Raw genomic sequence first — 14,772 nt, forward strand, 5'->3', positions numbered from 1 at the left:
CTGACCTTAAATGCTCGTCTTTTTATCGTAAAAAAGCAAAGTTGACTTTTTTTGAGCATTCTGGTTTACTCGTTTTGGCACAACATTAATCAATGTTGTGTTAAGAAATAAATAGGAAGGATACAATTGCTTAGAATAATGCGATTTAGAGAGTAACCCTACCTTGTTGCATATTCGAAACATTTACCAATAAAAACAAAAATCAAAGAGTGCTATTTGGATTAAGGAAAAATCAATCTGATAACACTCGAAGCTGTTGTGTACCTATGGAATTTGACTATTACTTTTATTCTATCGAAAAGTGAATGCTTAATAAAAACAGCTACATCGTGTTTTTAAAAAGATGAATGCTGAAGACGGAGTATAGGTATCAGTAATTAAGGATAGAAAAATGATGTCGAGACTTGCAAGATTTTATAGATCGAAACCTTCGAATAATGTTTCTACAGTGCGCGAAGTATATGCCGCTCATAGACCCAATTTCGTTACGGGTTCTTATACTGGAAGTAGATGGCGACATAAAAGCATGGAAAAAACATTGGAGCACGTCACTGATGAGGCTAAACTCAATGAGCTACAAAAACAGGCTCACATTAATTTAAGCCAATGGGCACTAAAAAAAATAGTGCCACCAAAAGCGGTGCAAGTGGTGCCTCAAGATTGGGGCGTTGCGGCACATGAAGCAACCAAGAAACATGGCAAACCTTATTCCGTACTCAATATGGCCAATCCGGTATTCCCTGGAGGGGCTGCTTTAGAAGGTGGAAGTGCCCAAGAAGAAAATATGTGGCATCGAAGCACCTGTGCTCAATCCTTGATGGATCCAATGGTTTTTGTCGATCAACTCTCTAAGACATTTCGCTACCATGACACCGCAAGAAAATTGTTAGAAGCTAGACTCAAAATGACGGCAGAGGAACTGGAAGCCTTAAAAAAACATGGCGGAGAAACAGACTCCTCAGGACATAAAGTATTTTTGAGCCAGACACCTAGGGTATGTTTCAGGGGACCAGAAATAACACTGCCTACGGAGACGGGTGATTTTACGGCAGCACACCGTGTTGCAGACAGTGGCTTGAGTTATTCTTTTATGCATCCAACAGAGATTTTCCCATTTTATGAGTTAAGATCAGCAGCTCCAGAATTTGCCATTGAACCACACGGACTGAATCCTCAGGCTAAGGCACAATACACCGCAGATCTCAGGCGGCGGATTGCAGCTCAATTAGACACCCTCATCCTTGAAAAACAGCCCAATGCAATTTTAGGCGCTTGGGGTTGTGGCGCATTTAAAAATGATCCGACCATAGTGGCAACAATATATGGTGAAGAAATTGCAAAACGGGCTCACTTCTTCGACCATATAGTATTCCCTATAATTAACACCGGTTCGCATAATAACTATGTCATATTTGAGGAAATTCTTAGTGGTATCAAACTTGGACATACGCCCTCTCTTTCTACTGCTCTGACTTTGTAATTTGAGCCATTATAGTTTCCAACTGAGCCTCAACATTTCAGGCAGAGCATTTGCTCTGCCATTCTTAGCATACTGATGTAATTCTTTTCCAACCTATTTATTTAAAAATTAGCCGTAAAACGAAATAAAAAATCAAAATGAACAACATCAATCACAAAAACACAAAATTTGTTAATTTTGAAAAAAACATTTGCATTTAATTTAATGTTTAGATTAATCTAAAAGGGACTCAAGGAAAAGGAGATCACCATGTATAAAAGGGATACAAATGCTCGTCTAGTCAATGGAAAAAATAAAACCAATCAACCTGATTCTCATCAACGAACACCACTTTTTTTTAATCAAAAACAAAAAGCCCCATCAGCACAAAAGGAAGCCCCAAAAAAACCAGGAGCACAACAACAACCACAACCTGTGCAAGAAATAAGCTTACAATCAACTACGGACTTTTTACTCGCTGCAATTTTGCAAGAATTAAAAACGCAAAATATGATCGAGCTCATGAAACTACAAACCCAACAAGAACAAGAGCAAGCGGAGAAAGAGGCGGCTGAAAAAATGCAAGAACGCGATCGCGCGCGGTTTGCAGAAATACAACCTTCGCTGTATCTTTAATTTAGCTTTTTAACCCACAGTAAAACGTAGGTCTGATTTGAGCATGGCCTACGTTATTTCCCGCTCTGACCAAGAATTGCAATGAAGTATAAATTTTAGTGGGTGACACTCTATTATTTTATAGATTTTTGTTTTATTTGTTCCTCTGTAGGTAACTTGATTTCTTGGACCAACCCCATACGTAATAGTAAAAATATCAACAGATAAGAAACATCAATTTGCCCTTTTTTCAGTCCATGTTTGGCAGAGCTTGGAAAAGCATGATGTCCATTATGCCAACCTTCGCCATAGGCAAGGATCGCCAAGAGCCAATTATTTTTACTGTTATCCTGCGTATTAAAGTCCTTCTTACCCCAAATGTGACAAATAGAATTAATGGACCAAGTGACATGTTGTTGCACAAAGATCCGGACAAATCCACAAATAATTATTCCTTCCCATAAAGAATACCAGCTCATATACATCAAGCCATTGATCACTCCAGGAATAATTATTCCACTCAAAGCAATGGGGGCATAGTATTTATTGATAAATAATAAATCACGATCATGAAGCAAATCACCGAGATAATATCGCCAGTTCTCTATAGTATGATGAGGCATCCATCCCATATGTGCATGATAAAAACCACGCAACCCTCCTTTCTTTACGGACATAGGCGAATGCGGATCAAATTCGGTCTCTGTATATTTATGATGTCTTCGATGGGCTGCGATCCAAAAGAATGGCGGCCCTTCATAAGCCATACTGCCAAAACAAGCAAATACAATCTTAACCCATCGTTTTGCTTTGAATGAATGATGTGTTAACAATCGATGAAAACCGACTGTCACCCCGAAAACGGTGCAGCTGTAACAGAACAAAAATAAGATTAACGTACCAAGATGAATGTCAAACAACATCCCTGAAGCGATACTAAAGACTGTCACGAGTAAAGGCAGCCAGATGATGGCCCGACTGTATAGCTTTTCCGAATTGGTTAAACTACGGTACAAATGCAATTCGGTTTGTTTCATAAACTACCTCAAACAACGGACTTATTAAAGCCACTATGAATGAACAGATGGTCTTATAAATATAAACAACAATGTCTCAAAATTCAATCAAAATGAATCGATACAAATCAACCATCCCATAAACAATGGCAAAAAGCCTAAAAAATAACTGTATATTTCTTGAGCATTTTTAAAAAGCTACTACACTCATAAAATACGAGAAAAATTAGATACTACTAATTTGTATTTGGAACTATTTGGCCATTCAAATGAACTCAAGGAAAAAAATCGAAAGTATGGTTGAGCTGTTTACTGAACGTTGTCTTGCAACCCCTTCAGCTCCATTGTATTACTTCTCCTCAACAGGATTGTTTGCAAACAGTGAGTTACTTACCTACAGCATGCTACAGCAAAAAATTCACGCCACCGCCGCATTAATTCAACAATACGTGAAACCTGGAGACCGGGTGTTGTTAATTTTTTCGCCAGGCATTGATTATATAGTTACATTTTGGGCTTGCTTATTTTCGGGGGTATTGGCAGTACCTGCTTATCCTCCATTTGATAAAAGTACCGTTGAAAAGTTACAAGCAATTATTAATAACTCGAAACCAGCGATTATTCTTTCAAATGCGGAAATCATCCAAAAAATTAAAAAACTAGGGCTCATAAAAAATCTTGCTTCTCTCCCCCTAATTCAAAAATTTGTAAGTAAATTTTCAGCAAAAGTGAACCATTTAATGGAATGGGATTTTCAACACTTTCGTTGGCTAGATATCAATAAAGCCACAATTGATATGGCAAGCTTATATAAACCTATAGTCCTTAAAGGCTCTGACATGTGTTATTTGCAATATACATCAGGTTCAACAGCCATGCCTAAAGGCGTCATCGTACGTCATGAAAATCTGTTAGATAATATGAGCTTAGTCTATGAAACTATAGGTAAAACCAGCAATGAACGGATGGTTTCTTGGTTGCCGCCCTATCATGACATGGGGCTAATCGGTAATTTATTATTCCCTGTATATGCAGAATTCAGCATTTTTATGATGTCTCCCATTGCGTTCCTCAGACACCCCTATTTATGGTTAAAAGCAATTTCTGATTTTGAAGCAAATATCAGTGGAGGCCCAAATTTCTCGTATGAGCTGTGTGCAAAACGAATCGATGAACAATTAGACGAACCTAATTTGCAATTAGGTTCATGGAGAGTCGCCTACAATGGCGCCGAATATATTCATCATAAAACTTTAAATAGTTTCTATAATAAATTTAGTAAATACGGATTCCAAAAAAAATCTTTTTATCCAATTTATGGTTTGGCTGAATCCACCGTATTTGTTAGTGGAAACAAAAATGAGCATGCCCATCCACAACTCTTAAATGTGGACATGCAGTCCTTACAACAGGATAAAATAGTGCTGGCGGCTGATGTTGAAAATAATACACATACCGTTCTGGTTGGATGTGGTAAGCCGATGGTTCCTATAATTATTGTCTCTAAAGCACCTTTTAGAATTTGTGCTGAAGGCGAAATCGGAGAAATCTGGTTGCATGGGCCAAGTGTTACCTCAGGCTACTGGGAAAACGATGAGATAACTCAAGAAACATTTCATGCAGATTTAGAAAACACAGATGCAAAAAAATATCTGCGAACTGGAGATTTGGGGTTTTTATATCAAGAGCATTTATACATCACCGGGAGAATAAAAGAGCTCATTATCATCAATGGGAAAAATCACTACCCTTATGACATTGAAATACTTCTTGGCTCTTTAGACTCTCGTTTAAAAACAGGCTGTATCGCCGCATTTTCAATAAATACCACTGATTCAGAGCAACTAGCCATTGTTGCCGAAGTTCAGCATCTTTTCCCGACCCCGGAACTTGAAGATATTGTAAATAAAATAAAAGCGCATATTAGTGCAAGTTTTGGTTTAAGTCCTCATTTCATTGCGTTGTTACCACCAAAAAAAATTCCTAAAACCACGAGTGGCAAATTAAGAAGAAACATTATTAAAAAATTGGTGGCTGACAATGAACTCAGCGCATTTTATGTATGGCAATCTGGAAGTGGGAATTATGATGAGTAACGATCCGTTCACTATTGGCGAAATTGAAAATTATTTACAAAACAATATAGCAAATATTCTAAGCCAGCCTAAGGAGAATATTGATATAAGCTCTCCATTAATAAATTTTGGCTTTGATTCTTTGCATATCCAACATTTCATTGCCAATATTGAAGATGGTTTACAGATTAAAATGGACAGTGAATTAATTGTTAACTTCGAAAATATTAAAGAACTTGCTGGCTACCTATTAGAGTGCATTGATGAGCAACAAGCAAAACCTGATTTAAACAAGCTGCAGGAGCATTCACAAAAGCAGCAAAATAAAACAGAAAAAACTGAAGCGCATGATACCGAATTTAAAACCTATCCGCCTTATTTACACCTGAAAAACATGCAATCAAAGTTAGGTGCTAACATTTTTTTTGATGCACAACAAGGAACATCCGAAAACACATGCCTCATTAATGGGAAAGAATACATTAATTTTACATCCTATAATTACTTGGGCTTGGCATCTCATCCAGAGGTTATATCCTCAAGCTGTGATGCAATCAGAACATACGGCACGTCTGTTTCTGCAAGTCGGCTCGTCTCTGGGCAAAAAATAATTCATCAAGAGCTAGAGGATGAATTAGCAAGGTTATTAGGGGTTGAGGATGCCATAGTTTTTACAAGTGGCCATGCGACAAACGTTATGACCATCGCCCATCTCTATGGACCCGAGGATTTAATTTTACATGATGAACTTGCTCATAACAGTCTTGTATTAGGTGCAGTTTATTCTAAAGCAACCCGCATGACTTTCCCTCATAATGATTGGCAGGCTATTGATGATATTTTAACTAAGGATAGAGGCTTTTATAAACGAGTATTAATTATTATTGAGGGCATTTACAGCATGGATGGCGATATCGCTAATCTAAAGCAGTTTATTAAGGTCAAAAATCGTCATGCCGCCTGGCTGATGGTAGATGAAGCGCATTCCATGGGGGTGCTTGGAAAAAATGGCCGGGGTATTAGTGAACACTACGGCATTAATCCCATGGATGTAGAAATATGGATGGGGACTTTAAGCAAATCTTTTGCAAGTTGTGGTGGCTATATTGCCGGTAAAAAGGAGCTAATTGAATACTTAAAATATACCTGTCCAGGGTTTGTATTTTCAGTAGGGCTACCTCCCGCAAACACGGCAGCCGCTTTATCATCGATAAGAATCATGTCAAGAGAGCCTGAACGAATTAACCAGTTAAAGGAATTAAGCCAATTAGCAAGAAAGACCGCACAACACTATGGTTTTGATATAGGATTAAATGAAAATACACCCATTTTACCCATTATTTTGGGGGACTCACAGAAATGCATCAATACATCAAGGCAATGTTTTGAGCGTGGAGTCAATGTTAAGCCAATCATTTATCCTGCAGTTCCTGAAAATTCAGCGCGCTTACGCTTTTTTATAACCGCTATTCATACGCCAGAGCAGATCCTTAAGTCGTTTGAAATTTTATCTCAGGCAATTCATCATTAAAAAAGAAGTCTTTGATGACAAAAGGAACGCTTAAAGACTTATCTGGTTTTCTAATCTTTGTCTAAAAACACCGATATAACAAATTTTATGATGCCAATGAGCAACTGTATTCTATAATTAAAAAATGAACCCTTAGTAAAAATAATACTCATTTTAAACTTTTAAGCAAATAACCGCGCCCAAACAAAGAATGAGTACCAGAAATAAGGATAGTAATATGTTATCAAGAACGCTTTTTAGACGTATCCCCAAAACTTTTGCGCAAATTAAAGAAGTACATGCGGCACATAAACCCGGCTTTGTAAAAGGATCCCTTTCTGGGGAAAGATGGCGACATAAAAGCATGGAAAAAACATTACAACATATCACTGATTCTGAGAAACACAAAGAGCTACAGAAACAGGCACAATTTAATTTAAGCCAATGGGCAAAGGAAAAAGTAACAACCCCTAAAGCAGTTGAGGTAGTTCATAAAGATTGGGGGGTTGCCGCACTTGAGGCAACCAAGAAGCATGGCATAACTTATTCTGTACTTAATATGGCCAATTCAGTATACCCAGGAGGAGCCTCTTTAGAGGGCGGAAGTGCCCAAGAGGAAAATATATGGCATCGCAGTACCTGTGCGCGTTCATTAATGGAGAAAATGGTTTTTCTCGACAGAGAAACTATGACTTTTCGATACAGTAATACGGCAAGGAAATTGTTAGAAGCCAGGCTCAAAATGACTGCCGAAGAACGTGAAGCCTTAAAAAAACATCGAGAAGAAACAGACTATACAGGATATAAAGTATTATTTGATCGAGATCCCAGAGTATGCTTCAGAGGACCAGAAGTAGCAATGGTCACCTCTGGTTTTGAAGATTTCAGGCCAGATAGATCGGTTGCAGACAGTGCATTGAGTTATGCTTTTCTGCGCCCATCAGAGATTTTCCCATTTTATGAATTAAGATCAGCTGCCCCAGAATTATCTAGTGAACCACGGGCTTTGACGACACAAGCTAAGGCACAATACACCGCTGATTTGCGAAGACGTATCGCAGCCCAATTAGATACATTAATCATTGCGGGAAAATCCCATGTGATTTTAGGTGCTTGGGGTTGTGGCGCATTTAAAAATGATCCCTTACTTGTGGCACAGATATATGGAGAGGAAATTGAAAAACGCGCCCACTTCTTTGACCATATTGTGTTTCCCATAATTAATACAGGCGCGCGTGACAACCATGACATATTTAATAAATGCCTTAGTGGCATGAAACTTGGAGATACAAACTCAACTGCTCCCGCACCATAAAATGAACTAAAATTACTCTCCAATTTGCGCAGATTATTCTGCGCCGTTCTCGCTTGTTGCCGTGGATGTCCTGGTTCACAGTTTGCTCGCGCACCTTTCTTCGGCTAAGGTATGTTTAGGGAAAAACCTATTTTTATTACATGTGCCGGCTAAGGAAGTTAAATAATCTATTTTGAGATAAAGGGATGCGTCGAATAAAAATAATTAGTACGGCAATCTGTCTTGCAATCATTGGCGCAATCCTGCCTATGGCAGGTGCACTTTTTTTTGCATGGTCCTTAGCATTTCAAGAAGAAAGCAACGTCTTATATGAATATACTGCGCGCATGCTGACACGGGCAAAACATACTATGAATAAGGCCCGGCAAGCGCTTTCTTTACTCGAAAACAATAAGGATATTTTGCCGATTTGCTCACCACAGCATATCCAGTGGATGCAGAAAGTGTCCACATCCACCGCGGGCTCAAAAAAAATTTCTTATTTTGAACATGGTGTTGAATATTGCACCAGCTGTGGGTCCTCTGTCACTAAAACCCCTAGATCTAAAATGGATTTTATCCTGCCGGATGGCTTAGAAGTAGGAATGCCAGCACAAACTTCAGCTCACTCACGTTCTTTTATTCCTGTACGAAGAAACGGTAATTATGATGTTTTTGTTGATGTGCGACGTCTTGCTGACATTATTATACCGGATGGAGTCTGGCTGGCTATTGCCTATAATGGCAAAATAATTACACAACAAAATGAAATTCGGCCGTCTTTATTGCGAATCATAATGGATAAAGTCAAAAACGATAATTTAAGCCAGTATTATTATCAGGCCGATCGTAAAGAGCGTTTAAAACCAGCTGAACGCCTCAAAAAAAATCAGGTATTTATTCTCGATGAACAAATGGTTTTTATTAGTCAATACGGGCCATTTTACTTCATCTCCTCAGAGCCCGAATCGTTTGTTAATCAACATTATGAAGAATTGCAATTGATTCTTCTGCCATTTGGCCTCATCACTGCTTTTTTCATTGTGGGACTGGTGATCTATTACTCAAAAAAACGCTTGTCTTTTAAAAATGATTTACATGAAGCATTAAATAATAAAGAGTTCTTTATACACTATCAGCCTATTATCCATACCGCATCAGGTACATGTTGTGGCGCAGAAGCATTAATTAGATGGCAACGTCCTAATGGGCCGCTGGTAAAACCCGAGCTATTCATTCCTTATGCCGAGGAGATAGGAATTATCTCGTCTATAACCAAACGCGTAATTGATCTGGTATTTGAGGAAATGGAGCAATTTCTTATTCAAAATAAAGAAGCGCACATTTCAATTAATGCCTCGGCTGAGGACATACATAATGGATGGGTTCTTGAACTATTAGAATCAAAGATTGCGAAAAGCAAAATAACAAAACAACAAATATGGATAGAGCTTACTGAGCGAACATTTTTAAAAATGGAAGAAGTGAAAAAAATTTTTATTCAAGCGCGAACATTAGGCTATGTTGTAGTCGTTGATGATTTTGGTACTGGCTTTTCCAATTTATCCTATTTACACAACGTTCCCCTAGATCTTCTAAAAATTGATAAGAGCTTTATTGACAGTTTGGGTATGCATTCGGTAACGAGTAATGTGGCAGATCATATTATTGAAATGGCGCAGGGCATGAATTTACAGATTGTCGCGGAAGGTGTTGAAACACAAGCTCAATATGATTATTTAAAAGAAAAAAAGGTAGATTATATACAAGGTTACTTATTTTCTAAACCGCTTCCAGCACGCGAATTCATAAAATTCGCTGCCCAAAGAAACATTGGATAGTTGATGCATTTTTGTCGATAGTCGATGTATTTAGCCGAACGCCTACATTCAAGCTACACTTGTTATATAACCTTTTTAAGGAAGTAATAACAATGAGCAGCAGAGCACCCATAATTATTGGTGAGGTAAAAATCAAGCCAGGGGAACGGAAAACAATTTTATTACCTATGCCCAAATTGTATAACTGGACGCCAATCAGCCTACCGATTCATGTAATTAGCGGTTTGGAGGAAGGACCTTCCTTATGCATCACTGCAGCAATCCATGGCGACGAAATTAACGGTGTTGAGATCATCAGGCGCTTCTTGAAAAAGAAGGGATTAAAGCGTATCAAAGGGAATGTGATTGCGATTCCTATTGTTAATGTATATGGTTTCTTATACCAGGAACGCTACCTCATGGATAGAAGGGACTTAAATCGCTCGTTTCCCGGGAGCTCCAATGGCTCTCTTGCATCCATACTCGCAGAAATCATCAGTAAACAAATTTTATCCCAATCAACCCATGTGATTGACCTGCATACCGGCTCGAATCATCGTTTTAATTTACCTCAAATTCGCGCAAATCTAGATATGCCAGGTGTTGGCGATTTGGCCGAAGCATTTAATGTTCCTGTCATCTTGCATTCGACCTTTAGAGATGGTTCGATGCGCGAATACGCCAATGAACAAGGCATCCCCATTTTGGTCTATGAGGGAGGGGAGTCTTTGCGCTTTGATGAACTATCCATAAGAACTGGCATTAATGGGATTTTGAGTGTCATGGGGGCATTAGGAATGCTGCAACCCGGAAGATATCGAGTGAAAAAATGCACCCCCACTGTATCCAGAAACAGTTATTGGATTAGAGCCCCCATAAGCGGTATTTTAAGACACATTAAAAAATCAGGGGATCGAGTCACTAAAGGACAAACGATTGCAATTATCGCCAATCCAACCAGCACAGAAGAATACAAATTAAAATCACCTATTTCTGGCATTATTATTGGCGAAAATATGTTGCCGCTAGTGCATTCGGGGCAGGCTTTGTTCCACATCGCAAGTTTTGAAAAATTAACGGTTGTGGAGGAGCAATTGGAGAACCTACAAGAGGCGTTTGACTTGAATGACTATGAAGATTAATTTCATCAAAAATAATCAAGCCAAAAGCGTAGTAAAGTAGTTACTGCCTGTGGGGACTCCATAGGTGACATGTGTCCTGAGTCCTCAATTATCGCTAATTTAGCATGAGGAATGCGATCGCGTAGTTCCTCATGAACCGCCAAAGAAAAATTTTTATCTTGGCGTGCATGAATCACTAACGTAGGCATAGTCAAAGAAGGAAGGAAAGAGCGGCATTCTTCTCGCGCTAACAGGATCTTTTGTTGGGCAATAAAGGCTTGTTGGCCAACACTTAAGAACATGGAGTAGACTTCCTTTTTGACGAGCTCATCAACAACATAAAAATCTGCTAGTGTTCTAGCGACCTCTTGAAAATTTCCTTGCTCAACCATCTGCAGCATCGCCATTCTTTTTTGATGCTTTTCTTGAGAGTCAGATTGTGCCGAAGTATTCAATAAGCATAATTTTAAGATCCGCTCGGGAACTCTTCTGGCAAGCTCTAATGCCAACCATCCCCCCATTGAATGCCCTGCCAAGAAAAAATCACCGTCAACACGGTTTAAAATCTCTTGAAGTAACGCCTCAGTAGTATCGCCGCCAACTAAGGGGATACTTTGACACTGCACAAGATCCTGTAAATGATGTGTTTGATAAGACCATACGCGCTGATCGGATAAAACTCCAGGTAAAAAAATCAATGTCTTTTGCGACACAACACTCTCCTCACTTAAGCAGAACGTTTTGTAAACCACAAAATCAAATCATCATCCAGGCAAACCATGGCTCCTGGCTTGACAGTTTTATAAGCATAAGAAATTCCCAAGCCATCAGGAATATAACCCCGTTGTACATAGAGCCTTTGCGCCTGTCCATAATCTGTATACAAACCAACACCGATTCCAAGTATGGGATAATGTTTAAATCCTTCTGCCTCCGCCAAATCAAGAAGTGCAGAGGCAATTCCCTTATTGCGATAAGGTGGCAGGACATTCAAATCCATAATTTCTGGAATGCTCTGTTGTTTGAAGGAGGGGTAAAGTGAATCCCATTTCAAGGTAATATACCCTGCAAAATCATGCTCATAAAACGCCACCCACACCAGACGCTCGCGTCGTTCCTGCTCTTGCAGATAATGGATAAAAATACTTCTGGGTTTTGGCCAATTGTGCACGGCAAATTGCTTAACCATCAAGTCGATGTCATCTGGGCTCATGAAGCGAAGCTGTAAGCGGGCGGCGGTCATTTGTTATTTCTCATCAAAGTACAAAACTTATTGGTATTGAGCGTTCATTATCTAGCATATCAACAAAAAGGCAGAAAAACAGTGGATAACATGTATTTATGCATGCTCTAGCTCATAGAGTATCAAGTAAAAATAAAGAAATAGGCGCAGGAACATCAGCATAGTAAGATTGCGTTAAAATCTTGCTCGGTTATTATAGCAAGGGTTGTCATGTCATGGGATTAAAACAGCTAAATTTTGGCAAACGAAATCGCTGGAGAAAAATTATTCTGATTGAAGCTTCTGAAGTACCTAATACGTGGCCTGAAACATGGGTCAAGGGCATGATCAAAACTAAAAATAAAATGGGAATTATGACCGTTGAAAATTCTCCTGCTTCAAAGGCCATCATGCGAAAACAGCGGAAAAACCTTTACTCGATTAGGTTTGAAAAAATGTTTTAACTGGTTGGTTCCATGTGGAAAATTATATGTCGTAAATATGACACCCTATTTTGGTTTGTTTAATTGGCAAGAACTAGCTAAATTTTATTTAGAACGTGTCAAAAACGAGGAGCAATGGCCTGGAGAGATCAACTGCAGGAATTTCGCTAAGGATGGCTGGGGTGATCAGTTACCTGAATTTGCCCATTTTTTTGATATAAAGAGCATGCGCGCCATTACTGAGCAAGCAGGGTTTTCTATTGATGATATCTACTATTTTTGTTACGAGAATATACCCGATGCATATAAAACAAATGGCAAAGAATACGTTGGCATGATTGCGTCAAAGAAATAAAAAAGCAGGATAATGGCGGCTAACTAACAAAGGTTTTTCTATGCTCAATAAATCATTGGATACTTATTTAAGTTTATGCACCCAAGTTTATGACTTGAGTAAACCCCTGCCACCGCAAGATGCGTGGGATTTCTATCTAAGCTATGCACAAGAGGCAGATGGTCCTATTTTGGAGCCTATGTGTGGGAGCGGGCGTTTTCTCTTACCCATGCTATGTGCAGGATTTGCTATCGAGGGGTTTGATGCGAGTCAATCGATGCTGGATGCCTTATATGCCAAAGCCCAAGAACAACACTTAAATCCTAATATCTGGCATGGATATCTGGAAAAACTCCAGCAAGCCAAACAATATAGCTTAATCTTTATTCCCAGTGGTTCGTTTGGCCTCATTATTGATTTGACTGTTGTCAAACAGGCCTTAAAAGTAATTTATGACCATTTAAGCGAAAATGGTTTCTTTGTATTTGAGACAGAAACCATACATGCCGTTCCTAAAGAACTAGGTATTTGGCGTGGTTCACGTTGGCAGCGCGCCGATGGACAAACCATTTTGCTCAGTCAGTTGGCGATGCTTGAAGAATCCGTTTGTTATTCAATTGGCAAATATGAGCTGGTTGCCGCCAATCAACTCATAAAGACTGAAATCGAGGAATATAAAATCCGCCTTTATGATGACCCATCTCTATTACTGGATTTGTTGCATGAAACCGGTTTTAAAGAAGTTCGCTTACTAAAAGCATTTGATAGGAGCGCATCCCCAGGTAAAAATGATGAGACTATTCTCTATGAATGCAGAAAATAACCCGGCGCTTTTTTGGGCGCAAAACTACCTGAATCAACAAGGTTACTCCATACAAGAGCCATTTAAACCCATACACAACACGTCCTGGGCCAAGGTGTATCAAATTACTACGACTAAAGGTTTTTTTTATTTGAAACAAATACCCGCACCATTTGCCATTGAGCCTAATTTATTATTATATCTCCGCAGTTTCTTCCCGGCCTTAGTACCTGAAGTAGTGGGCACTAATCCAGATTTGTATTGTTTTTTGATGAGCGATCGGGGAACACCACTTAGAGAAAGTTTGGCAATCAATTTCCAAATTGAATTGGCAAGAGAGGCACTTAAATCTTATGTGACAATCCAAACAGGTCTTATTAGCCAGACTGATTCCCTGCTAGCACTTGGAGTTCCTGATTGGCGTTTGCTAAATTTACCTGATTTATATTTAAAGTTGTTGGATGAATCTGCGTTTTTAAAAAATGATGGTTTAACGACAAATGAATTGCACCAACTCAGCGCTTTGCATCCAAGATTGGTGGCGCTTTGTCAGCAACTGAGCCAATACGCTATTCCTGAAACAATTGAACACAGTGATTTTCACGAAAATAATATACTACATCAAGTACAGCATCTTACGATTATTGATTGGGGGGAAAGCGTCATTTCCCATCCGTTTTTTTCTCTAATTTCCTTTTTGCTGGGGATAATGCGTCAGCAGCAAATCAACGAACAAAATGAAACCTACAGCATATTACGTGATACTTATTTGCAGCACTGGCATGCTTTTGAACCCCAGGAGCGCCTATTGCAGGCATTCACCTTAGCAAAACGCATAAGTCCAATTAAATATTGCTTAAGTTTTTATCGCCTAACCCAATGCCCAGGCTGGTATGCCACCGAGCGTCATCAAGGGCGAATGACCAAAGTACTGCGCGCATTTCTCCACTCAGAAATAAACAGATAAAAACTAATCGTTCATGCTCAAATTGTAGCCTGGGTGCAGCAAAACCGGGTTAGGGCTTTCGCCTTCACCCAGACTACATTAACTTTAGGAGCGT

The 14,772-nt window shown here is 39.1% G+C and carries 14 protein-coding genes; 11 read left to right on the forward strand and 3 right to left on the reverse strand.

All coding sequences use genetic code 11. The features are described from left to right. Nucleotides 1-391 precede the first annotated feature (391 nt). Together Lste_RS12930 and Lste_RS12935 are read left to right on the forward strand one after the other, a co-directional pair. The gene (locus tag Lste_RS12930; RefSeq protein WP_058511342.1) at nt 392-1,480 is read left to right on the forward strand and encodes a poly(ADP-ribose) glycohydrolase domain-containing protein; all 1,089 of its coding nucleotides are present in this window, start codon (nt 392-394) and stop codon (nt 1,478-1,480) included. Nucleotides 1,481-1,729: 249 nt separating this feature from the next. Continuing rightward, on the forward strand, nt 1,730-2,095 hold the full coding sequence (locus Lste_RS12935) for a hypothetical protein (RefSeq protein WP_058511343.1): 366 nt from the start codon (nt 1,730-1,732) through the stop codon (nt 2,093-2,095). Nucleotides 2,096-2,208: 113 nt separating this feature from the next. Here Lste_RS12935 and Lste_RS12940 read toward each other — a convergent pair whose 3' ends face one another. Continuing rightward, nucleotides 2,209-3,111, reverse strand: a complete 903-nt coding sequence (locus Lste_RS12940; protein ID WP_058511344.1) for an acyl-CoA desaturase — start codon at nt 3,109-3,111, stop codon at nt 2,209-2,211. A 248-nt stretch (nt 3,112-3,359) separates the two neighbouring features. On the opposite strand from Lste_RS12940, the gene Lste_RS12945 reads away from it, so the two are divergent. From Lste_RS12945 to Lste_RS12965, 5 genes are all read left to right on the forward strand, one after another. Further along, on the forward strand, nt 3,360-5,186 hold the full coding sequence (locus tag Lste_RS12945; protein WP_058511732.1) for a fatty acyl-AMP ligase: 1,827 nt from the start codon (nt 3,360-3,362) through the stop codon (nt 5,184-5,186). Next, on the forward strand, nt 5,131-6,696 hold the full coding sequence (locus tag Lste_RS12950; RefSeq protein WP_237760481.1) for an aminotransferase class I/II-fold pyridoxal phosphate-dependent enzyme: 1,566 nt from the start codon (nt 5,131-5,133) through the stop codon (nt 6,694-6,696). The genes Lste_RS12945 and Lste_RS12950 overlap by 56 nt, the downstream gene beginning before the upstream one ends. Before the next feature lie 217 nt (nt 6,697-6,913). Beyond that, entirely contained in the window at nt 6,914-7,990 is a 1,077-nt protein-coding gene (locus tag Lste_RS12955) for a poly(ADP-ribose) glycohydrolase domain-containing protein (protein WP_058511346.1), read from the forward strand. Nucleotides 7,991-8,175: 185 nt separating this feature from the next. Next, entirely contained in the window at nt 8,176-9,810 is a 1,635-nt protein-coding gene (locus Lste_RS12960) for an EAL domain-containing protein (protein WP_058511347.1), read from the forward strand. Between the two features lie 92 nt (nt 9,811-9,902). After that, on the forward strand, nt 9,903-10,931 hold the full coding sequence (locus Lste_RS12965; protein ID WP_058511348.1) for a succinylglutamate desuccinylase/aspartoacylase family protein: 1,029 nt from the start codon (nt 9,903-9,905) through the stop codon (nt 10,929-10,931). Between the two features lie 5 nt (nt 10,932-10,936). Here the strand turns inward: Lste_RS12965 and Lste_RS12970 are convergent, their stop codons facing one another. Next, complete coding sequence (locus tag Lste_RS12970; protein ID WP_058511349.1) at nt 10,937-11,623, reverse strand: alpha/beta fold hydrolase; 687 nt, start codon at nt 11,621-11,623, stop codon at nt 10,937-10,939. A gap of 14 nt (nt 11,624-11,637) precedes the next feature. Then, entirely contained in the window at nt 11,638-12,153 is a 516-nt protein-coding gene (locus Lste_RS12975) for a GNAT family N-acetyltransferase (RefSeq protein WP_058511350.1), read from the reverse strand. A gap of 215 nt (nt 12,154-12,368) precedes the next feature. Between Lste_RS12975 and Lste_RS12980 the strand changes: the two genes are divergently transcribed. Genes Lste_RS12980 through Lste_RS12995 form a run of 4 tightly spaced genes read left to right on the forward strand, consistent with a single transcriptional unit; the run spans nt 12,369 to nt 14,678 of the window. Next, nucleotides 12,369-12,596 (forward strand): hypothetical protein, encoded by a 228-nt coding sequence (locus Lste_RS12980; RefSeq protein WP_058511351.1) that lies wholly within the window; start codon nt 12,369-12,371, stop codon nt 12,594-12,596. A gap of 37 nt (nt 12,597-12,633) precedes the next feature. Continuing rightward, entirely contained in the window at nt 12,634-12,930 is a 297-nt protein-coding gene (locus tag Lste_RS12985; protein WP_058511352.1) for a hypothetical protein, read from the forward strand. A 40-nt stretch (nt 12,931-12,970) separates the two neighbouring features. Further along, nucleotides 12,971-13,732, forward strand: coding sequence for a class I SAM-dependent methyltransferase (locus Lste_RS12990; RefSeq protein ID WP_058511353.1), 762 nt, complete (start codon nt 12,971-12,973; stop codon nt 13,730-13,732). Next, nucleotides 13,716-14,678, forward strand: coding sequence for an aminoglycoside phosphotransferase family protein (locus Lste_RS12995; protein ID WP_058511354.1), 963 nt, complete (start codon nt 13,716-13,718; stop codon nt 14,676-14,678). The genes Lste_RS12990 and Lste_RS12995 overlap by 17 nt, the downstream gene beginning before the upstream one ends. The last annotated feature ends 94 nt before the right edge of the window (nt 14,679-14,772 follow it).

The organism is Legionella steelei (assembly GCF_001468005.1).
GTDB lineage: Bacteria > Pseudomonadota > Gammaproteobacteria > Legionellales > Legionellaceae > Legionella > Legionella steelei.

Bases quoted from the DNA above. Each gene is read 5' to 3' on its own strand.
- Lste_RS12930 (WP_058511342.1), top strand. From the start codon at position 392: ATGATGTCGAGACTTGCAAGATTTTATAGATCGAAACCTTCGAATAAT.
- Lste_RS12935 (WP_058511343.1), top strand. From the start codon at position 1,730: ATGTATAAAAGGGATACAAATGCTCGTCTAGTCAATGGAAAAAATAAA.
- Lste_RS12940 (WP_058511344.1), bottom strand. From the start codon at position 3,111: ATGAAACAAACCGAATTGCATTTGTACCGTAGTTTAACCAATTCGGAA.
- Lste_RS12945 (WP_058511732.1), top strand. From the start codon at position 3,360: ATGAACTCAAGGAAAAAAATCGAAAGTATGGTTGAGCTGTTTACTGAA.
- Lste_RS12950 (WP_237760481.1), top strand. From the start codon at position 5,131: ATGAACTCAGCGCATTTTATGTATGGCAATCTGGAAGTGGGAATTATG.
- Lste_RS12955 (WP_058511346.1), top strand. From the start codon at position 6,914: ATGTTATCAAGAACGCTTTTTAGACGTATCCCCAAAACTTTTGCGCAA.
- Lste_RS12960 (WP_058511347.1), top strand. From the start codon at position 8,176: ATGCGTCGAATAAAAATAATTAGTACGGCAATCTGTCTTGCAATCATT.
- Lste_RS12965 (WP_058511348.1), top strand. From the start codon at position 9,903: ATGAGCAGCAGAGCACCCATAATTATTGGTGAGGTAAAAATCAAGCCA.
- Lste_RS12975 (WP_058511350.1), bottom strand. From the start codon at position 12,153: ATGACCGCCGCCCGCTTACAGCTTCGCTTCATGAGCCCAGATGACATC.
- Lste_RS12980 (WP_058511351.1), top strand. From the start codon at position 12,369: ATGGGATTAAAACAGCTAAATTTTGGCAAACGAAATCGCTGGAGAAAA.
- Lste_RS12985 (WP_058511352.1), top strand. From the start codon at position 12,634: ATGACACCCTATTTTGGTTTGTTTAATTGGCAAGAACTAGCTAAATTT.
- Lste_RS12990 (WP_058511353.1), top strand. From the start codon at position 12,971: ATGCTCAATAAATCATTGGATACTTATTTAAGTTTATGCACCCAAGTT.
- Lste_RS12995 (WP_058511354.1), top strand. From the start codon at position 13,716: ATGAATGCAGAAAATAACCCGGCGCTTTTTTGGGCGCAAAACTACCTG.